The sequence below is a fragment of the Wolbachia endosymbiont (group A) of Anoplius nigerrimus genome (assembly GCF_947251795.1).
Lineage (GTDB): Bacteria > Pseudomonadota > Alphaproteobacteria > Rickettsiales > Anaplasmataceae > Wolbachia.
This window is the reverse complement of the sequence record NZ_OX366385.1, coordinates 442,860-462,491: the sequence shown is the minus strand read 5'-3', so window position 1 is coordinate 462,491 and position 19,632 is coordinate 442,860. Positions and strand designations below refer to the sequence as shown.

18 protein-coding genes and 1 pseudogene are annotated in these 19,632 nt (G+C 35.7%); 11 read left to right on the top strand and 8 right to left on the bottom strand.

What is annotated here, in order from left to right; genetic code table 11:
- Positions 1 to 86: 86 nt before the first annotated feature.
- Positions 87 to 554 carry a hypothetical protein gene (locus tag OPR26_RS02420; RefSeq protein WP_265016130.1) on the top strand — a complete coding sequence of 156 codons (468 nt, stop codon included), beginning with the start codon at positions 87 to 89 and terminating at the stop codon, positions 552 to 554.
- Positions 555 to 925: 371 nt separating this feature from the next.
- On the opposite strand, the gene OPR26_RS02415 is transcribed toward OPR26_RS02420, so the two are convergent.
- A complete protein-coding gene (locus OPR26_RS02415) occupies positions 926 to 1,906 on the bottom strand; it encodes a hypothetical protein (protein WP_265016129.1) in 981 nt (326 codons plus the stop codon).
- Between the two features lie 91 nt (positions 1,907 to 1,997).
- A complete protein-coding gene (gene glpX, locus OPR26_RS02410) occupies positions 1,998 to 2,906 on the bottom strand; it encodes a class II fructose-bisphosphatase (protein ID WP_265016268.1) in 909 nt (302 codons plus the stop codon).
- 118 nt (positions 2,907 to 3,024) lie between these two features.
- Between glpX and OPR26_RS02405 the strand changes: the two genes are divergently transcribed.
- The 4 genes from OPR26_RS02405 (at position 3,025) to OPR26_RS02390 (ending at position 7,325) form a co-directional block, all read left to right on the top strand.
- Positions 3,025 to 4,932 (top strand): ankyrin repeat domain-containing protein, encoded by a 1,908-nt coding sequence (locus OPR26_RS02405; protein ID WP_265016128.1) that lies wholly within the window; start codon positions 3,025 to 3,027, stop codon positions 4,930 to 4,932.
- A 671-nt stretch (positions 4,933 to 5,603) separates the two neighbouring features.
- Positions 5,604 to 5,969 (top strand): transposase, encoded by a 366-nt coding sequence (locus tag OPR26_RS02400; RefSeq protein ID WP_264731180.1) that lies wholly within the window; start codon positions 5,604 to 5,606, stop codon positions 5,967 to 5,969.
- Complete coding sequence (locus OPR26_RS02395) at positions 5,966 to 6,376, top strand: transposase (protein WP_320157296.1); 411 nt, start codon at positions 5,966 to 5,968, stop codon at positions 6,374 to 6,376. The genes OPR26_RS02400 and OPR26_RS02395 overlap by 4 nt, the downstream gene beginning before the upstream one ends.
- 196 nt (positions 6,377 to 6,572) lie before the next feature.
- Entirely contained in the window at positions 6,573 to 7,325 is a 753-nt protein-coding gene (locus tag OPR26_RS02390; protein ID WP_264702259.1) for an IS5 family transposase, read from the top strand.
- A 34-nt stretch (positions 7,326 to 7,359) separates the two neighbouring features.
- Here the strand turns inward: OPR26_RS02390 and alaS are convergent, their stop codons facing one another.
- Positions 7,360 to 9,969, bottom strand: a complete 2,610-nt coding sequence (gene alaS, locus OPR26_RS02385; protein WP_265016127.1) for an alanine--tRNA ligase — start codon at positions 9,967 to 9,969, stop codon at positions 7,360 to 7,362.
- A 215-nt stretch (positions 9,970 to 10,184) separates the two neighbouring features.
- Here alaS and OPR26_RS02380 point away from each other — a divergent pair, with 215 nt between their 5' ends.
- From OPR26_RS02380 to fmt, 4 genes are all read left to right on the top strand, one after another.
- Positions 10,185 to 10,628, top strand: coding sequence for a PAS domain-containing protein (locus OPR26_RS02380; RefSeq protein WP_265031348.1), 444 nt, complete (start codon positions 10,185 to 10,187; stop codon positions 10,626 to 10,628).
- A 98-nt stretch (positions 10,629 to 10,726) separates the two neighbouring features.
- Positions 10,727 to 10,933, top strand: a complete 207-nt coding sequence (gene rpmI / locus OPR26_RS02375) for a 50S ribosomal protein L35 (protein ID WP_064125368.1) — start codon at positions 10,727 to 10,729, stop codon at positions 10,931 to 10,933.
- Positions 10,934 to 10,953: 20 nt separating this feature from the next.
- Positions 10,954 to 11,319 carry a 50S ribosomal protein L20 gene (gene rplT / locus OPR26_RS02370; RefSeq protein WP_064125369.1) on the top strand — a complete coding sequence of 122 codons (366 nt, stop codon included), beginning with the start codon at positions 10,954 to 10,956 and terminating at the stop codon, positions 11,317 to 11,319.
- A gap of 12 nt (positions 11,320 to 11,331) precedes the next feature.
- On the top strand, positions 11,332 to 12,231 hold the full coding sequence (gene fmt, locus OPR26_RS02365) for a methionyl-tRNA formyltransferase (RefSeq protein ID WP_265016125.1): 900 nt from the start codon (positions 11,332 to 11,334) through the stop codon (positions 12,229 to 12,231).
- Positions 12,232 to 12,318: 87 nt separating this feature from the next.
- Here fmt and OPR26_RS07470 read toward each other — a convergent pair.
- Together OPR26_RS07470 and OPR26_RS02360 are read right to left on the bottom strand one after the other, a co-directional pair.
- Positions 12,319 to 12,454: pseudogene (locus tag OPR26_RS07470) on the bottom strand (WPE palindromic element domain-containing protein); the annotation flags it as partial.
- Between the two features lie 45 nt (positions 12,455 to 12,499).
- The gene (locus OPR26_RS02360) at positions 12,500 to 13,441 is read right to left on the bottom strand and encodes an IS5 family transposase (RefSeq protein ID WP_265015625.1); all 942 of its coding nucleotides are present in this window, start codon (positions 13,439 to 13,441) and stop codon (positions 12,500 to 12,502) included.
- Positions 13,442 to 13,681: 240 nt separating this feature from the next.
- Between OPR26_RS02360 and purH the strand changes: the two genes are divergently transcribed.
- Entirely contained in the window at positions 13,682 to 15,193 is a 1,512-nt protein-coding gene (gene purH / locus OPR26_RS02355; protein WP_265016124.1) for a bifunctional phosphoribosylaminoimidazolecarboxamide formyltransferase/IMP cyclohydrolase, read from the top strand.
- A gap of 118 nt (positions 15,194 to 15,311) precedes the next feature.
- Complete coding sequence (locus OPR26_RS02350) at positions 15,312 to 16,064, top strand: IS5 family transposase (protein WP_264702259.1); 753 nt, start codon at positions 15,312 to 15,314, stop codon at positions 16,062 to 16,064.
- Here the strand turns inward: OPR26_RS02350 and OPR26_RS02345 are convergent.
- The 3 genes from OPR26_RS02345 to OPR26_RS02335 are packed head-to-tail and all read right to left on the bottom strand — an operon-like array spanning position 16,030 to position 19,513.
- Positions 16,030 to 18,297: a hypothetical protein gene (locus OPR26_RS02345; RefSeq protein ID WP_265016123.1), complete on the bottom strand. Its 2,268-nt coding sequence runs from the start codon at positions 18,295 to 18,297 to the stop codon at positions 16,030 to 16,032. The two genes, OPR26_RS02350 and OPR26_RS02345, sit on opposite strands and share 35 nt — an antisense overlap.
- Entirely contained in the window at positions 18,285 to 19,037 is a 753-nt protein-coding gene (locus OPR26_RS02340; protein WP_264702259.1) for an IS5 family transposase, read from the bottom strand. The genes OPR26_RS02345 and OPR26_RS02340 overlap by 13 nt, the downstream gene beginning before the upstream one ends.
- A 26-nt stretch (positions 19,038 to 19,063) precedes the next feature.
- Entirely contained in the window at positions 19,064 to 19,513 is a 450-nt protein-coding gene (locus tag OPR26_RS02335) for a hypothetical protein (protein ID WP_265016122.1), read from the bottom strand.
- Positions 19,514 to 19,632 lie beyond the last annotated feature (119 nt).

Genomic DNA, 19,632 nt, shown 5'->3' with positions numbered 1-19,632 from the left:
ACAATCTTTCATATAAAATATATAGTTGACTACCTTCATATTTCGTATTAGATATAGGTAAATCATAAGTAAAGTGGAGGGTAACAATGAACACTAGCACAAATCAACCTAAAAAAATAAATGAGAAGTGGTTAACTATAGTAGCTGGCTCGCTGTTATTTGCAATGATGCTGCCGTCGATTCTTCTTTTAGCAAAAATAGCTATAGGGCTAATTATGGTTTCAGTTGCAGCAATAGCGATAAAAGTTGCCTTAAAAACAATATCAAACGTTCTTGAAGAGAAGGAAGCACAACAAACAACACAAAATAAAATTATAAACCTAGCTATTGGATTAACATCTATATTGGTAGGGGGATTATCAATGCTCATTATAGCACAAACTGGCTTAATTGCAGCATGTGCAGCTATAACTGCTTTAGCTCTACACGAATATGTTAAAAATCAAGAAATAGGAAAAGAGATAAATGATAAATTCGATAAGGTAGCTGACGGTATCACTGACTTTATTGTTAGCAGTGTTGAAAACTTATTCCAACAAAGCCGCCAGGCATAACAGCCTAAACTGTCTCCGTTCAGGGCATAAGTGTTACAAGTAGCATCATACAAGGCGATTAACGGCATCCTCCTGATAATAGAATAATTGTATCTGTTCAGGGGCATCGCAAATATTGAAGCAAAAGTGGTCAGTGCTTACTATACGAATATTGTGATTTGAATCCACTAGGGAGGATGTCATCCCAGTCCCCAGACACTGGGATCCAGGAATTTTATTAAGTTGGTGAGCATAAAAATAGCTGTTTTACGTTAAAATACAATGTTTTGATGATTATGGAAAGGCTTGATCCCAGTGTCAAGCACTGGGATGACAAGAAAAGGGTACTTGGATGACAGGAGAAGGAGGCATTATTTTTTTAGATTACTTGTCTACCTTCCTTGCTGCTCTCCGGACGGATGCTCTACAGTTATTTCCTCATCAATAACCGAGCTAGGTGCACCGGAACCAGGTACAACAATATTTTCGTGCGATTGCGTACTCTTCTTTTCCTCACATGGTGTTTGCTTAATGAAATGTGCTGCTAAAACTTCATGTAAAGCTTTACCTTTTATAAGCACAGCCTCGTTTTGCTTAGCTAACTCTAAAATTTCCTTTTGTTCAACATCTTTACCGTCAATAGTTAATTTTTTAATACTAACTTGACCTAAATTTATATTTAGAACAACAGTACAGTTAAGGTCTTTTCCAGATTCATCTTTTGCACCCCAACTAATTTCGATGTCACATATTGCAAATTTTGTAAAGGAGTAGTTCCTCTGTTGTTTCTCATTCTTCTCAATTTTTACTATCTTTTTACCATTGCTGTGTATGTTTACGAATTTTATTTCACTTTTCTCTTCTTCCATTCTTTTAATTTTTCTACTGAAAAAACTGCTGGTTTTTAAAGCCTGCCCAAGTTTAATAACGTTGATATTAAGATTTTTATGGATATTGCGAACTTGTCCTTGATACGGTGCTGGAGGTCCATTAAATAGAGCAACTAGATCACTATTTAAAAATTCCTTATTTAAAAATTCTTTTGCATCATGCTCTCCTACGCTAATTCCATCCAAATAACTATTCATTTCTCTTACGAATTGCTCTTTAGCTTGAACACTACATTCCTTATCTACTATATCAATTATCTTTTTTAGCCGTTCTTTGTCTTGTAGCATAGCAATAAAAAGGAAAATATCTTTATTTTCTCTATAATATTCTGCTATTTCATTAAACAGATGTGCCTTTTTATCTTTATTTATAACATCTAATATCATTTGTACTTCGGGATCATCATCAAATCCATGCTTATCTTGAGAAACTTCTTGTACAATTAATTTTTCTTGCGAAATATTCTGTGATGAATCTAACATTATACCCCCTTTAATTTTTAGATAAAAATAATATATTTTAGTATTAGTATTTTGTAAAGCTAAAATTTAGTTGTATTGAAAAATAATTAACCTAACTTACAACTTGCACCTTTATCAGCTTGTTAGGCAGAATTATTAAAGAACTAGTTGAACAGACGTTATCAACTCCATCCACAAGTTCTCCGCTTGTTACTCCAGTTGCAATGAACACTGATTCACCTCTTGCCATATCTTTTATGGTGTAGATTTTTTCTGGGTCATCAATATTTAAATTTTTTGCTCTTTCTCTTAACTGATCTGTGTCAAATATTAATCTTCCCTCCATCTGCCCACCTATTGAACTCAGCGCTGCAGCCGCAAGCACCCCTTCTGGTGCTCCTCCTATACCGATATACATATCATGATTGCCATTTACTAGTGAAACTACGGCCGCAACATCACCATCATCTATTAATTTAACTTTCGCTCCTAACTTCCTGATTTTCAGTATTAATTCATTATGCCTTTCACGATTAAGTATAGTTACTGTAAGATCATTTATTTTACATCCTTTTGCCTTGGCTAAATTGTCTAGATTCTTTTCAATGCTATTTTTTAGTGAGACTATACCCTCTGGGAGATTTTTTCCTATTGCTATCTTTTCCATATAAACATCAGGTGCGTGTAAAAAGTTACCTTTTTTTGTTGCAGCAAGAACAGACATTGCCCCCTGTTTGTAGTGAGCGCAAATTGTAGTACCCTCAAGTGGGTCAACAGCAATGTCGATTTCAGGACCATTTCCAGTGCCAACCTTCTCGCCAATATATAGCATCGGCGCTTCATCTCTCTCACCTTCACCAATTACGATAGCACCATTTATTTCCATAGAATTTAACACTGTTCGCATTGCATCAACTGCAACCTGATCAGCCTTTTTTTCATCGCCGAAGCCTGCTAATTTATACGCAGCAAGCGCTGCAGCTTCGGTTACTTTAACTAATTTATAGGCTAAATCTTCCATCATTTGCTTTAAGAACTATATTCAATATATATCATGCTGCTTGAAACTGCAATATGCCTTGACTCATTGCGAGAGAGTTGCTATAATAAATTAGATAGTAACAGTGGTAAAATTTAACATGACTTATGAAGAGATAAAGGAATTTGTAACTAACAATCCTAATATAACTGCTGAGGAGTTTGTTAAGGAGCTAAAGCAAGGTGGGGCAACAGATGCAAAAATTTTTGATTTACTTGCAGATGCCATCAATTCAGAAAGGCACGGTGTTTCAGACGATTCTGCTGTATTTCTAAAAATTGTTGAATTGTTTGCGCAGTTAGATATTAAAGTTAAGAAAAGCAGCGGTGGTAGAACTATGTTGGACATAGCTGTAACAAATAACCAAGCTGACGTTGTAAGGATACTTTTGAATAGTGGCAAGTTTAATAAAGAAGAAAAATTGCATGCTTTGAATTCTGCTATTGTTCAAGGCAATGTCCAAGAATTTAAACTATTTTTAGATTACGTAGATCATGCAAGCATACAAAAGCATTTAAATGCAGCTCCTTGCGATGAGAACACTGACATTATGAAGGTGCTTTTAGATAATAAGAGATTTACTGAAGGAGAAAAGGTTGATGCTCTGAGTAATGCTTTCATAGATGGTGACCTACCAAAAGTTAGGTTACTTTTAAAGCATATGACAGGTATACCAGAAGATGGTATAAGAAATCTTCTAAAAATAATTGAAGAGAGGAAATTATCACTTGGAGAAGAACTTAAAATAGATTCTGAATTTAAAGTGGACTTCAGTAATTCTAATCACGATAAATATCTCTCAAACCGAGTAATAATTGCACTGCTTAGATCGGCAATAAACAAAAAAGAGGAACGAAATACACCTGACGCAGGAAAAAATGGAGCTGGGTTCAGTAGCAGTAATATAAGTACTGATCAGACTACTACACTAAATAATGTTGAGGACTTATGTGAAAAGATAGATAAGAATATAAAACTTGCAATTCGTTATGATAATGGAATCGCTGATCTTGAAGGCTTGCAAGAAAGATTAAAGAGAGAGATTAATTTTCAAGATAAATGTGAGCAAGGTGCTGTGCTAGGAAATGCATTGTTAGAGCATGCAATTAAAAATGAAAGATTAAACACTATAAAATTTCTCCTACAAAATGGAGTAACCATTATTAGTGCAATCGGTCAAGAAGGAAGGTGTTACGTTAGCAAAATTGAAGAAGACAAATCTATATTATGCTCTGTTGTTCATTATACTGATAACAGTAATGCTGAGATTCTAAGCACGCTACTGCAAAATATTAATGCAGAGCAATCAAAGTTAAATCCTGAAGATGAATTGTACAGATTATACCAACAATTAAAAGATGATGCATTCTGCACTGCTTTTGCAGAAAAAAATTCTGTAGCAGCGACAGTGCTAATACAGAACGATCAAGAAACACGCGCATCAGCAGTAAACAAGGATGAAACACCTGTAGTAACAGGAACTGACCAGGTTGTTACTACGCCAAGCGTAGAAGAAAATAGAACAGAACCTAACAAAAATATTAGTAATAAACCTACGGCAACAGTGTCTCCTATATTAACAAAGGAAACAAATCCAACTACTGTACCAAATAGTGGTAACGGTAGGAGTGTTAGTAATAAACCAGTATCTCCTGTAGTATCAACAAACGCCGGCACACCTGCTATGTCAAGCGGTAATGATAAGTCTAGCAACCTCACAAATGCCCAATTTTCTGTGCCAAATGAAAAAGAAGCTAAATATAAAGAAAGCAAGGAAAATTTTTACACCTCATTAACAAAAGATGTTGTTGGAGTTGTTATTACAGGATTATTCATTGCTGCTGCTGTAATGGTTCCATTTGTCGCTGGTGCAGTAGTTTGCGGTATTATAGCTGCTTTGGTTGCAGTATGTACCGGATTGCATATAAACAATTCTACATTACCAGACTATGGAAAAATGGAAAGAAATAAAATTGAACACGTAAGTTCAGATATACCAAAGAGGTGATTTAAGAAAAATCTCCACTAGGAAGGGTGTCATTCCAGTGCCTCCTTCTCCTGTCATCCAAGTAGCCTTCTTTTCCTGTCATCCAAGTAGCCTCCTATAATGTCATCCCAGTGCGTGACACTGGGATCTCATTTTACTTTATGATGACGTCATGAAAGTAGCTTTCCATCCAAAAGGGTGTCATCCCAGTGTCAGCTACTCGGATGACACCCTACTTAACCGTCATACCGCGATTCATTCGCGGTATCTCAAAGCATAGATCCCGCTAACACGTAGCGGGATGACAGCAATCCTACGTCATACCGCCGCAGTATCTCTAGATCCCGCTAACACGTAGCGGGATGACAGCAATCCTACGTCATACCGCCGCAGTATCTCTAGATCCCGCTAACACGTAGCGGGATGACGAATTGCTTAACCGTCATTCCGCGATTCATTCGCGGTATCTCATCCGCTAACAAGAGATCCCGCTGCGGGATGACGGTTGTCGTTTAGCTATAAATGTTTAAGAAATTTACTAAGCAGAAAAAAAAGGCAAAAGAAACCCCGTGGTTGGCTAATTACTTACATTATACTTTCAAGTATGGCGTTTTTTTATTCTAAACACTTAGAGCATGTCTTCAAACTGAGTAGAAAGAAGTTAAGAAGTATGGTATAAGGTACATTTTAAGATGTACCCAAGCGATATAAGTGACAAAGAATGGAAGACAATAGAGCCATATTTTGAACCTAAAAAGACCGGCAGACCAAGAAAACATAGTATTAGAACAATTATTAATGCAATCCGCTATATGATGAGAACAGGATGTCAATGGAGACAACTGCCTAAAGATTTTCCACCATGGAAAACCGTATATAGTTGTAATTCGCGCTTGAAAAAAAGTGGAATATGGCAAGAAATTCATGATTTTCTAGTTAAAAAAGTAAGAGAGATGATTGGTAAAAATAAGACTCCATCAGTAGGTATAATTGATAGCCAGTCAGTGAAAACTACTCAAAAAGGGGATCCAGAGGATATGATGCTGGCAAAAAAATAAAGGGCAGAAAACGCCATATTATTGTAGATACTGTGGGTCTTGTAATTGCTGCTGAAGTACAGAGTGCAAGTATTCAAGATCGTGATAGTGCTCTAAATCTTTTTGCCCAAGCTAAATGCAAAGTTCCAACTTTACGTAAGTTTTTTGCTGATCAAGGGTACATAGGTAAATTACAAAACAGATGCTTATTGGAAACGGGATGTTTATTAACGATTGCCAAGAAAATAGTTGATACAGGATTTCAAGTTATTCCCAAACGTTGGATTGTTGAAAGAACTTTTGCCTGGCTTTCCAATTTTAGGCGCATGAGTAAAGATTACGAGCATTCTCCTCTCACCTCAAAAAACTATATCTTCTTTAATATGATCACTATTATGCTTCACAAATTAGCTCATTCTTCAGTTTGAAGACATGCTCTTAATAACCGCGATTCAGTTGCTTTTAAACCGCAACTAATCTAAATTATAAACGTTAAGAAATTTACTAAACAGAAAAAAAGGCAAAAGAAACCCTAGGGTAGCTAGGCTCTGTGGACAAAAAATATGAAAAGAGAGAAAAAGATGGTAGTTTAGCCTAATAGGTAAAAAATGGAGAAACTACCATATGCAATATTACATCAAAGAGGAAAATTGGAAACAAATTTTAGAGTTCATAAAAAGCGTAAAAGGAATGCACAGCAAAGATGAAAAACGTTTAAGAATATTCATAGAGGCAGTGTGGTACATAGTGCGAAGTGGTTGCCAATGGAGACTTTTACCAAAAACTTATGGTAATTACAGGAGTATACATAAGCGATTTAAAAGATGGTGTGAAAGAGATGTCTGGAAAAAATTGCTTGAATATACTAAACAAGAGCCTGATTTAGAAGTTGCTATAATCGACGGTACGATCATCCGAGCCCATCCATGTTCATCTGGATATACAAAAAACTCCAAGGATCAAGAAGCTTTAGGGAGGAGCAAAGGTGGCTTTACAACTAAAATACATGCGCTTGTCGATGCACTTGGAAATCCACTTAAATTTACTCTGACTCCTGGTCAAAGAAATGAAATTACGCAGGCACAAGTGTTGACCGAAAGTATCTATAACTCTACTGTAGTAGCTGACAAGGGCTACGATAGCAATGCCTTTGTTACAAGTCTTGAAGACAAGGGATGTACAGTAGTTATTCCGCCAAAACGGAATCGAAAAGTGCAAAGGTATTACGATGAGCATATCTACAAAGAACGTCATTTGATTGAGTGTTTTTTTGGTAAAATTAAAAATTTTAGGCGCATTTTTTCCAGATTTGATAAAACTGCTGAGGTTTTTATGGGTTTTCTCAATTTTGTTGGAGCTCTTGTATGGCTTCTCTAAAATTTTGTCCACAGAGCCTAGAGATACCGCGGCGTTATGACGGTTCGCGGCGGTATGACGTAGAGTGCTTAGAAGCGGTCATTTTGCTATAAATGGCTGTAATAGCATCATCTATTTTATTGCTATCACAGCCTGTTTGTGCAAGTTCAGCATTCCCACCACAGTTCTTTTCAACTGCTATTGATATTAGTTCCTTTGCGCTAATCTTATTGATTAAGTCTTTACTTACTTTAATAATCAAAACTGTTTTATCTTTTTCTGTTGCCGTGAAAGCTATTACCGTTTTTGGTTTTTGTTGCTGCAAAACAAACTCTCTTATTACATTTGCTGGAATATCAGTGAAAGTGTGGCTTATAAAATTTATTCCATTTATTTCAGTGCTTTTTATATTCTCTGCACTCACAAGCTTTTTATATAGGTTTCTTATTTTGGTTTCGGATTTTTTGTGTTCTTGACTTAAAACACCTAATCTGCTTGTTATTTCACTTACTGGCGCTTTTACGAATTCTGCAACTTTTTTTAAGTTAATTTCATTATCACGTACATAATTAATTGCTTCCTGACCAGTTAAAGCTTCAATTCTCCTCACTCCAAAAGCAACAGAACTTTCTGTTACTATCTTAAATAAACCGATTTCTCCAGTATGTTCAACGTGCGTGCCACCACATAGCTCTTTCGAATCTCCAATATTTACAACTCTAACCTGATCACCATATTTCTCACCAAACAACGCCATGGCTCCTTCGTCTATTGCCTGATTCATGCTTTGAATTTTTGTAGACGTAGAAAGATTTTCTCTGATTAGAGAGTTTACCATATCCTCTACCCAGAATAACTGATCTTGAGTCACTTGAGTGTTATGGCTGAAGTCGAATCTCAGTCTATCTGGTACAACTAGGGAACCTTTTTGGGTGACATGATCACCTAGAATTTTCCTGAGTGTAAAGTGCAGAAGATGTGTAACTGAATGATTTCTTCTTAAGGTTTGCCTTCTTTCCTTGTCAATGCTTGCTGTAACTATGTCACTTTTACAGATTGAGCCAGATTTAACTATGCATCTGTGCAAATATAGGTCATTAACCTTATTGGTATTCTCGACTATAATAATACTTCTATCAGATTTGATCAGACTGCCAGTATCTCCTACCTGTCCACCTGACTCGCCATAAAAAGGTGTTTTATCAAGTATAATGGTTATCTTTTCTCCCTCCTTTGCAGAATCAATTACTTCATTTTTAGAGGAAACTATAGCTAGTATTTTCGCATCACTTACTTCATTGAACTCATAACCAACAAATTTTGTTTTGCCAAATTTATCGATCAAATCAAACCATACTTGCTCAACAGATTTTTCACCAGATCCAGCCCATTTAGCACGTGCTCTCTCTTTTTGTTCCCCCATTACATCATCAAAACCCTTCTGGTCAAAATTTATTTTTTTCTCTTTTAAAATATCAAGTGTAATATCCAAAGGAAACCCATAGGTGTCATATAGCTTAAACGCTGATTCTCCAGACAAAGTATCGCCCGATTTTAAATCTGTAGTGAATTTCTCCAGAAGATTGATACCTTTCATCAAAGTGTCTTTAAAGTTTTCTTCCTCTGATTTTAACGTCGTTTCTATTAAGCTTTTAGCTCTGATCAATTCAGGATAAATATCCCCCATATAAGCCGAACTCGTGCTATCTATCAGCGCCGGAAAAACGCGATGGAGTAGGGAATCATTATATCCAAGCAGGTGGATATAACGCGCGGCTCTCCTAATTAATCTGCGTAATACGTAATTCCTGCCCTCATTTCCAGGAAGCACTCCTTCTGCGATGAGAAATGCAGCCGCGCGAAGATGATCTGCTATGATCTTATGGGCTACTTTATTTTCCGTATTTCCACAGTACTCTTGTGATTTACTTATCAGAGCAGAAAATAGATCAATATCATAGTTATCATGGACGTTTTGCATAACAGCCGCTATTCTTTCAAGGCCCATTCCAGTATCGATGCATTTTTTTGGCAATTTGTGTAAATTACCTTCTTCATCTTTGTTAAATTCCATGAACACCAGATTCCAGATTTCAACAATTCTATCGCCCTCTTGTAAATTAGGACTCCCATGGTCATAAAAAATTTCAGAACATGGACCGCACGGACCAGTGCTTCCCATACTCCAAAAGTTATCATCCGTTGTAATTCTTATGATTTTATCACTTGAAAAGCCACTTATCTTACGCCAAATCTCGTACGCCTCATCATCAGTATGGTAGACGGTTATGGATAGTCTGTTTTTATCAAGAGATAACTCCTTAGTGATAAATTTCCACGCAAGTTCTATCGCAGTTTCTTTGAAGTAATCACCGAAGCTAAAATTTCCGAGCATTTCAAAAAATGTGTGATGCCGAGTTGTATAGCCAACATTTTCAAGATCATTGTGTTTACCGCCAGCTCTTAAGCATTTTTGGCTGGAAACAGCACGTTTCATTTCAGTTTTTTGAGCACCAGTAAAAATATTTTTAAACTGCACCATACCAGCATTTGTGAACATGAGCGTTGGGTCATGTTCTGGAATCAAAGGAGAAGAAGAAACCTGCTCGTGGTCATTACTTAAAAAAAATTTTATAAATTTTTCTCTGATTTCACTTAACTTCATTATTTTTATTGAGAGTATTTATGAATAATAAGCTGCAATGGAAATAAAATCAATTTATCAATCTAAATATTAATATATAGATTACCTAACTTATTTACAATACCACCACTCTCTAGATCTCAGAACTTTTAGTGATATGCACCTTGTGGTAAGAAAAAATCAATATATTCACGATAAATTTACCTCATATCTGTGTTTTATATGTGGAAATTGGAATGGAAATTTATGTAGGCAAAGAAAAAAGAATAGCAAATGTGGTGACTCAACACTGGAATGACATAAAAGGATCAGACAGAGATTGGCCAGAAAGGCATGAAATAGACACTGCAGAAATAATGGAGTCATGGCAGCATTGTTTTATCATTGAAGTCAAGGATCAAGGTTATATTTGTGAAAATGCAGGAGAAAAGGCGGTTGAATTCTATGGTTTCGAGAAAAAGACGCGCATTGATAATAAGTATGCAATTGATGCACCATTTCTGCGACTATATAAAATAGATGCAGTCATTGATAAACTTGATGCTGTAATAGAGAGTAAATGCCCAATCAACGAAGAGGAAGAAAGTGAAAGTGTTAAAATGAGGCAAGTATTGTTGCCACTTGGGAATAAAGAAGGTATAACACACATATTGGGCGTAATTACTTTTAAACTCCTTTAATATACAATTTTAATTTGATTCTTTAATAAAATTATTTATACTAATGCTTAATTACTATTAAAGAACTCAATAGTAGTGTTTGTAAATTTATTTGGAATATGAAGAGAATAAAATTAAAAACTAAATCTTCTGTTAAAAAGCGCTTTCACCTTACAGCTAAGGGTAAAGTGATTTCTACTCAGTCAGGCAAAAGGCATGGCATGGTAAAGAGAAGTAAATCTAATATTCGTAATCAGCGCGGTACAACGATTCTTGGTAAATCTGACTCGCGTATAGTTAAGCTTTATATGCCTTATGGTATTTAACAAAATGGAGGTAAAATAAAATGGCTCGGGTAAAACGTGGAGTCACTACTCACGCTCGTCATAAAAAAATATTGAAATTGGCAAAGGGTTATAGAGGACGCGCAAAAAGCTGTTATAGAATTGCATTACAAAGAGTTGAAAAAGCACTGCAATATGCTTACAGAGACAGAAGAACCCGTAAACGTGATTTTCGTAGCTTATGGATAATACGTATTAATGCAGCAGCAAGAGAGCATGGGCTTACTTATGGTAGGTTTATGCATGGTCTTACACTTGCCGGCATTGATTTAAATAGAAAAATTCTTGCTGAGATGGCCGTTAATTATAAGGATGATTTTGCCAAATTAGTGGAAGCTGTAAGTGGTAAATTAGCGGAGAATTCTTAAAGCAAAGACACTGTGAGAATTATTTTCATGGGGTCACCAGGGTTTGCTGTTAATTCTCTGAGCTTGTTACTGAAATCAAAGAGCGAAGTGGTAGCAGTATACACCAAGGCTCCAAAACCTTCAGGACGTGGACAGAAGCCAACGAAATCTCCAGTACATGTTATCGCTGAAGAAAGTAACATAGAGGTATGTACTCCTATCTCTCTAAAGTTTTCGGTAGAGCAAGAAAAATTTAGAAATTTCAAACCAGACGTTGCAGTTGTAGCTGCGTATGGATTGATACTTCCAAGAGAAATTTTGAATATTCCCAAATATGGTTGTATTAATATTCATCCTTCATTATTACCAAGGTGGCGTGGTGCAGCCCCCATACAGCACACAATTTTAGCAGGAGATCAAGAAACCGGGGTTAGCATTATGCAATTGAATGAAGGATTAGATTCCGGCCCTATTTTAAAACAGGAAAAATTTCTTATCGAAAAGAACGATAACTACAAGACATTGCATGATAAATTATCTAAGCTAGGCAGTGATTTACTGCTGAAAGTGCTAAACGAAATTGAAAAACAGCTTCCCTTAAAACAGAACGATAACGATGCATGTTACGCTGACAAAGTGGAAGACTATAAAATTTATGCAAGTGATGCCTGTGAAGTTGCTTATAGAAAGGTTAAAGCGTTTTACCCAAAAGCGTTTATCAAGATAGAGAATAAACGTATCAGGATACTTGATGCTGACTTTGAAGCTTTCGCTTCAGAACAAGGTGAGATTGTTAACGATAATATGCACATAAGTTTAAAAGGTGGCATTTTAATTCCTAAAGTTGTACAAATGGAAGGAAGAAATCCTTGTAGTATTGAAGATTTTATTCGTGGTTTGAAATCAAGCATGGTAAAAAAATTTATAGAATAGACTGCTTTGAAGGAAAGGTTAGGAGGGCTAAAGCAACTTCTACAATTTGGTATTCCGCTGCTTGTTAGCGGAATCTACAACAAGATACCGCGTTTTGGTGTACGAACATTGCAATTTGCAGGTAATTTGAGTAGTAGATGGTGTCATTCCAGTCTGGAATCCAGTTTCTATTGTACAGCCACCTGGTGTGCTCATTTAAAGTGAAGTTTTCTGGATCCCAGTGGGCTTTGTTGCATCGCACCTTATGCGGTAGTAATTTACGATAAATTCATGTAGCCATTTCGAATTTAGCCATACCAATGTCAGTAAATTGATTAAGCAAATAGCACTTAATGAGTAGTTCTTTTCCACGATTTACTTCGGACTTATTCCTAAAGCTGAATCCAAATATTTGCTTTAATCTTGAGAAAAACCCTTCAATGTGAGCTCTCTTTCCATAATTTACTTCTTCTTTCCACTTTTTTATGCAATCATATGACTTTATTAGTCTAACAGCAGCATTTCTATCATCCATGTAATCCAATTTTTGGTGCTCTGTTGCGTTGTTTTTCGGAAGAACTTTTGTCTTTATACCAAACTTGTTACATAATTCGTAAAGCTTATGCCTGTCATATGCTCTATCCGCATATAATACCTTTACAGCATGAACTTCTTCTAACAAATCGCAAGCTCCATAGTGATCTGAATAAACTCCGCTGCTGTATTTTGCAGCTATGGCTTTTTTGCTGTTTATATTCAACATTACGTGTAGTTTCTTTACTTGTTCATAGCTGCGATACTTTCTATTTTCGCTATTTTCCTTGCTGTGGCCAGGAGTGTTGTTATAAATGCTGATGCTTGTGCTATCTATAGCAATTTCGATATCTTCCATATTATCTTTATCAATTCTGCAATCATTTATCTTAATATTAAGTTTCTTAAACCTTCTTGAAGCCTGAGAATAGCTGATAACTTGCAAATTTTTCCCAATTTGCTCAAGGTATCCTGCTATAAATCCAACTGTTTGCCTCAAACCTATTCTGAATAGATGGGTTATTATATGTATCAAAATCACCACTTTATTGCTGTAAATATTGTTGCCACCCTGCATTTTTGGCCCAATTTCATACCAATTTTCTATGGCTTCGTTGATATAACGAAAAATATTTCCTCTTTTTTCTAGAAATTTGTTATATTCGTTTTGGTTACTGACTCTCATTTTTTGTGGCATATTTTTTCTTCAACAGTTGAATGGCTATTTTATAATGAATTTTGTCAGTAACTGCCAGATTTTTTCGGTTGCTATGCAACAAAGCCATCCCAGTGTCTGGGCACTGGGATGACATCTTTCTTGGTCTCTTGTATCACAATGTTCGTACAGTTGTGGATACCGTGGCGGTATGACGTAGTAGCTATATATAGACAAATTCCTTTTTCTTAGATATAATTTTAAAAAACTTTCCATATAAAAATGAAAATAAAAAGAGCTTTAATATCAGTATACGATAAAACGAATATAATTGATCTTGCATCGTTTTTAATGCAGCAACAAATAGAAATTCTTTCAACGGGAAATACTTATAAAACGCTATCTAGTGCAGGAATAAAAACACAAGAGGTCTCAGATTACACACAATTTCCAGAGATACTGGGTGGTAGAGTAAAAACTTTACACCCTAAAATTCATGGAGGAATACTTTGCAATAGAGAAAAACACAAAACGGAAATACAAAATCTAGGTATTGAGCCAATAGACCTGCTTATAACTAACCTATACCCATTTTGGGAGACAGTAAGTAGCGGCTCAAATGAAGAGCAAATTATAGAACAAATTGATATCGGCGGAGTGGCGTTAATTAGAGCTGCAGCAAAAAACTTTCGTTTTACTTCAGTTATTTCTAGCATTCAAGACTACGAAGCACTAAAAGCTGAGATGATAAAAAATAACAATGAAACAACATTGGAATATAGAAAATATTTAGCAACCAAAGCATTTGCTCTCACTGCACACTACGATTCTAATATTCACAGTTGGTTTTTATCCCAGAGTAAAAATAATGAGTTGCCAGAGTTTTTCGCACTATATGGGCATAAAGCACAAGAATTAAGGTATGGTGAAAACCCTCATCAAAAAGCTGCATTTTATAGCAATCAATTCACCAAATATCCGCTAGAAAAAATACATGGGAAAGAGTTGAGTTATAATAATATAGTAGATATAGAGTCCGCACTTAACATAATTTCTGAGTTTAAAGAGCCTGCAGCAGTGATAATAAAGCACAATAACCCATGTGGCGCTGCTGTTGGTAATAGTGCTTTGGAGGCATATGAAAAAGCTCTATCGTGTGATGAAGTAAGCAGTTTTGGTGGTATAGTAGCTTTAAATCGGGAGATAGATTTAAAGCTAGCAGAAAAATTAAACGAGATATTTTTGGAAGTAGTGATAGCACCTTCAGTCAGCAATGAAGCACTAAAAATTTTGCAAAGAAAGAAAAATTTAAGAGTGATTATTCATAAATCTTTCCAACAAAATGTGAAATACCAAACTAAAAATGTTGTTGGTGGGTTTTTGGTGCAAGAAAATAATGACCACACAATAAAAGCAGAACAAGTAACAAAGTGCACTACAACAGAAAAAGAAAAGGAAGATCTTATTTTTGCCTGGAAAATATGTAAACATGTGAAATCCAACGCAATAGTTATAGCAAAAGATGGTTGTGCTATTGGCATCGGCGCAGGGCAAACAAGCAGAATAGATAGTGTGAACATTGCAGTGAAAAAAGCAGGTGAAAAATGTAAAGGTGCAGTGCTTGCTTCAGATGCATTTTTTCCATTCCCAGATAGCATAGTAGAAAGTGCAAAACATGGAATTACAGCTATAATTCAGCCCGGCGGCTCGCTGAAAGATCAAGATGTGATAAAAACTGCAAATGAAAATAAAATTGCTATGTTTTTCACTGGCGTTCGCAGTTTTTTCCATTAGGCTTTGTGTCTTATCGTCATACCGCCGCGGTATCTCTAGGCTCTGTGGACAAAAAATATGAAAAGAGAGAAAAAGATGGTAGTTTAGCCTAATAGGTAAAAAATGGAGAAACTACCATATGCAATATTACATCAAAGAGGAAAATTGGAAACAAATTTTAGAGTTCATAAAAAGCGTAAAAGGAATGCACAGCAAAGATGAAAAACGTTTAAGAATATTCATAGAGGCAGTGTGGTACATAGTGCGAAGTGGTTGCCAATGGAGACTTTTACCAAAAACTTATGGTAATTACAGGAGTATACATAAGCGATTTAAAAGATGGTGTGAAAGAGATGTCTGGAAAAAATTGCTTGAATATACTAAACAAGAGCCTGATTTAGAAGTTGCTATAATCGACGGTACGATCATCCGAGCCCATCCATGTTCATCTGGATATACAAAAAACTCCAAGGATCAAGAAGCTTTAGGGAGGAGCAAAGGTGGCTTTACAACTAAAATACATGCGCTTGTCGATGCACTTGGAAATCCACTTAAATTTACTCTGACTCCTGGTCAAAGAAATGAAATTACGCAGGCACAAGTGTTGACCGAAAGTATCTATAACTCTACTGTAGTAGCTGACAAGGGCTACGATAGCAATGCCTTTGTTACAAGTCTTGAAGACAAGGGATGTACAGTAGTTATTCCGCCAAAACGGAATCGAAAAGTGCAAAGGTATTACGATGAGCATATCTACAAAGAACGTCATTTGATTGAGTGTTTTTTTGGTAAAATTAAAAATTTTAGGCGCATTTTTTCCAGATTTGATAAAACTGCTGAGGTTTTTATGGGTTTTCTCAATTTTGTTGGAGCTCTTGTATGGCTTCTCTAAAATTTTGTCCACAGAGCCTAGCATTTTCTAATGCCCATAAACCACAATTACAACCATCTGTTTGCTGACGAACAGAAACATTATTAATCCTGATATTATTTCCTAAGTTATTTTGAATGATATCGGTAATACCACCTGGAACAGCAGTAGCAGTTGAATCAGCATAGTACCCAACATAGTTCCCATTTTGACGTTCAATCACTAGTGTAACCCAATGAGTATTATTTAAAGTAATGATTAAAGTTAAACGCTGTTGTTCTTCATTTTCCCTAAATTGAGTTAATACTCTAACAATGTCCTCGTTACCGTCATTCCTTGCCAAATTAGCTACTTCAAAAGTGTGATTACCTTCAGTACGAAGCTGATATCGCAATCTTCCAGCGTGAGCTATATCAATTTGTTGAAGCCAGTAATCATAATGTCCATTTCTCGTCGCAAATTCTAGTGTAAGTAGATCATTTACTTCTATCCCTTGATTTCCAAGAATATCTCTTATTTGTCTTCTTATTCCTTGTGCTGTAGGAATGGAATTATCACCTCCCCTTATTCTTGACCTTAGTATTTCTAGGAGTTGTTGTATACTACCTTCGAAGGTAATAATACTAACACATCGATTATCACCTAGATCAAACGGTAAAATCCGGTTCCGTCCGGGATTTTCTCGAATATAATTTATTAAATTTTCACGAGTCTGATCTGATAATAGACCCTCTGGTGGATTTTCATCAATAACACTTTCAGGTCCCACTAATACTCCTGGTCTTGAGTCACGACCACCACGATCAAGTCTATGTACATACTCTTTTCTTCCTATTCCTTCTGGAATAGATATAAGACCTTCTACTCTCTCTGCACCTGCATTAAATATAAGAGGAAATAAAACCACCTCATTTCCAGAAGTAATAAGCAAATATCCTCTTTGCTTGTTCATAAGTTCTTTTGTTCGATCTTTTGCGTTATTCTCCTTTTGTGCTACTTCTTCTGCATTACCAGCAAATCTTAATATATATCCAATTGGATGAGTATCTGGATCATTTTCTGTAGGTTGCCTTAATAATAAAAGGTCTAATCTCTGTTCTGTAATTCTTGTGAGTATTACCCTTTCTCCTTCTTCTTCCTGACCCCTTTTCAAACTATATGTTTGACCAACTTTATACATAGCAAGCACTTTATAAGGATTATCACTAGCATAAAATGTACCATGTAGTATAGAACGAAACTTATCCTCACTATTAACATTTATTGCGTCCCTAAGTGGCATCAATGCTCCAGAGATCTCTTGAAATAGTTCTCTATGCTGACCTACATTTTTCCAGCCATCATTCATAACCCTTTCTGAAATACCATGTACATTTTCAGCATTAGGTACTTGTACAAGATCACCATCAAGAAAATTATTTGCATTATTATTTTGGTAATCGTGATATAAACCAAGGTCATTTGGTTGATCAATATCTAGCTCAAATTGGTCATTAAGTGTGCATGAAACTTCCCATACATGAACATTATTTCTATTAACATTAAGAGTTTGTAAATCGATAGCTTCTTGCTGTTGCGCATCGTAAGCTCTAATATGAAGTGTAACTATATTATAACCCTGAGCATAAAAGACCATAGTTAAAGTATGTCTTCTTAAATCTCCATCACCGTATCTAAATATATACTTTCTTACACGTACTCGATCTTCTCCTTCTTCCAGCTCTAAATACTCTCTAGCAAAAGCACTACTCCCAAAAGCAAAACCAGTTATACAATCAAATATTCTGTTATAATTCTCTGCATTTCTTGGTATTTCACCAGGAAGATGTTGAAGCAAGAAATCTCTAATATTCTCTCCAACCTCTTCATCTTCTATATACTCAAACAATCTTTGTACTAAAGGAAACCTACCCTGTTGAAGCCCTACTGTATCAACCCTAAAAGGAATTCGATTTAAATCAAAATTTAATCCAACACAAACAGTATGCTCTGATGTGGTATGAATAGGTATAAATGAAGAATTGTGTAACCTTCCAGCGTAGCCTATGGCACAGTTTAATGCAACATCTGACGGTGTGTCAAATATAGCAAGATTAATAACAATAGGAATATTTTCTCTTTCTGCTTGATGACGTACAAGAAATGCAACATGTGAGTTTCTAGGAGACAAATCAAGGTCAATGCCTATTTCGTAGCGATGACTAAAATTTGCTAAAAACCCTAGGCTCTGTGGACAAAATTTTAGAGAAGCCATACAAGAGCTCCAACAAAATTGAGAAAACCCATAAAAACCTCAGCAGTTTTATCAAATCTGGAAAAAATGCGCCTAAAATTTTTAATTTTACCAAAAAAACACTCAATCAAATGACGTTCTTTGTAGATATGCTCATCGTAATACCTTTGCACTTTTCGATTCCGTTTTGGCGGAATAACTACTGTACATCCCTTGTCTTCAAGACTTGTAACAAAGGCATTGCTATCGTAGCCCTTGTCAGCTACTACAGTAGAGTTATAGATACTTTCGGTCAACACTTGTGCCTGCGTAATTTCATTTCTTTGACCAGGAGTCAGAGTAAATTTAAGTGGATTTCCAAGTGCATCGACAAGCGCATGTATTTTAGTTGTAAAGCCACCTTTGCTCCTCCCTAAAGCTTCTTGATCCTTGGAGTTTTTTGTATATCCAGATGAACATGGATGGGCTCGGATGATCGTACCGTCGATTATAGCAACTTCTAAATCAGGCTCTTGTTTAGTATATTCAAGCAATTTTTTCCAGACATCTCTTTCACACCATCTTTTAAATCGCTTATGTATACTCCTGTAATTACCATAAGTTTTTGGTAAAAGTCTCCATTGGCAACCACTTCGCACTATGTACCACACTGCCTCTATGAATATTCTTAAACGTTTTTCATCTTTGCTGTGCATTCCTTTTACGCTTTTTATGAACTCTAAAATTTGTTTCCAATTTTCCTCTTTGATGTAATATTGCATATGGTAGTTTCTCCATTTTTTACCTATTAGGCTAAACTACCATCTTTTTCTCTCTTTTCATATTTTTTGTCCACAGAGCCTAGCTCTATCTTATTCAGAGGTGGAATAAATGGGTTTAAGCTTTGACGATTTAAAGATTTTGTGTTATAAAATCCACGTCCTTCTCCAAAATTGATTGACTTGTCACGAGGGGAAGGCATACCTTCAGTCTTTACATCCTTAGCCTTCTTATTCATGACTTTGCTTAAAAGGACAGACAACGGGTTTTTCTTATCAGTTTGCTTTTCAATAGCATCCAATATTCCCGCTAATCTGCTTAGATCGTTATCAGTTTCCTTTGTGGACTGCTTGATGGTACGACTCATACCTCTAATAGCATCCAATATTCCATTTTTCGACAATCTGTCAAGATCTATGGTTAACTCGTACGTATTTCCCTCTTTATCTTTAAAAGGTACAATTACTTTATTATTCATATAAACCTCCAATATTAAAATATTATCTAAGTATACATCGTCATTTGTTGCTTTATTATTAATTCACCATGTGAATATTATAGATATTATAAATGAGCATTCTATATTATGCAACTCTT

Coding starts and splice junctions, on each gene's coding strand:
- rpmI (WP_064125368.1), top strand. CDS start 10,727: ATGAAGAGAATAAAATTAAAAACTAAATCTTCTGTTAAAAAGCGCTTT.
- OPR26_RS02400 (WP_264731180.1), top strand. CDS start 5,604: ATGTACCCAAGCGATATAAGTGACAAAGAATGGAAGACAATAGAGCCA.
- OPR26_RS02390 (WP_264702259.1), top strand. CDS start 6,573: ATGCAATATTACATCAAAGAGGAAAATTGGAAACAAATTTTAGAGTTC.
- purH (WP_265016124.1), top strand. CDS start 13,682: ATGAAAATAAAAAGAGCTTTAATATCAGTATACGATAAAACGAATATA.
- OPR26_RS02350 (WP_264702259.1), top strand. CDS start 15,312: ATGCAATATTACATCAAAGAGGAAAATTGGAAACAAATTTTAGAGTTC.
- OPR26_RS02345 (WP_265016123.1), bottom strand. CDS start 18,297: ATGGCTTCTCTAAAATTTTGTCCACAGAGCCTAGGGTTTTTAGCAAAT.
- OPR26_RS02420 (WP_265016130.1), top strand. CDS start 87: ATGAACACTAGCACAAATCAACCTAAAAAAATAAATGAGAAGTGGTTA.
- OPR26_RS02405 (WP_265016128.1), top strand. CDS start 3,025: ATGACTTATGAAGAGATAAAGGAATTTGTAACTAACAATCCTAATATA.
- alaS (WP_265016127.1), bottom strand. CDS start 9,969: ATGAAGTTAAGTGAAATCAGAGAAAAATTTATAAAATTTTTTTTAAGT.
- glpX (WP_265016268.1), bottom strand. CDS start 2,906: ATGGAAGATTTAGCCTATAAATTAGTTAAAGTAACCGAAGCTGCAGCG.
- OPR26_RS02415 (WP_265016129.1), bottom strand. CDS start 1,906: ATGTTAGATTCATCACAGAATATTTCGCAAGAAAAATTAATTGTACAA.
- OPR26_RS02335 (WP_265016122.1), bottom strand. CDS start 19,513: ATGAATAATAAAGTAATTGTACCTTTTAAAGATAAAGAGGGAAATACG.
- rplT (WP_064125369.1), top strand. CDS start 10,954: ATGGCTCGGGTAAAACGTGGAGTCACTACTCACGCTCGTCATAAAAAA.
- OPR26_RS02340 (WP_264702259.1), bottom strand. CDS start 19,037: ATGCAATATTACATCAAAGAGGAAAATTGGAAACAAATTTTAGAGTTC.
- OPR26_RS02360 (WP_265015625.1), bottom strand. CDS start 13,441: ATGCCACAAAAAATGAGAGTCAGTAACCAAAACGAATATAACAAATTT.
- OPR26_RS02380 (WP_265031348.1), top strand. CDS start 10,185: ATGGAAATTTATGTAGGCAAAGAAAAAAGAATAGCAAATGTGGTGACT.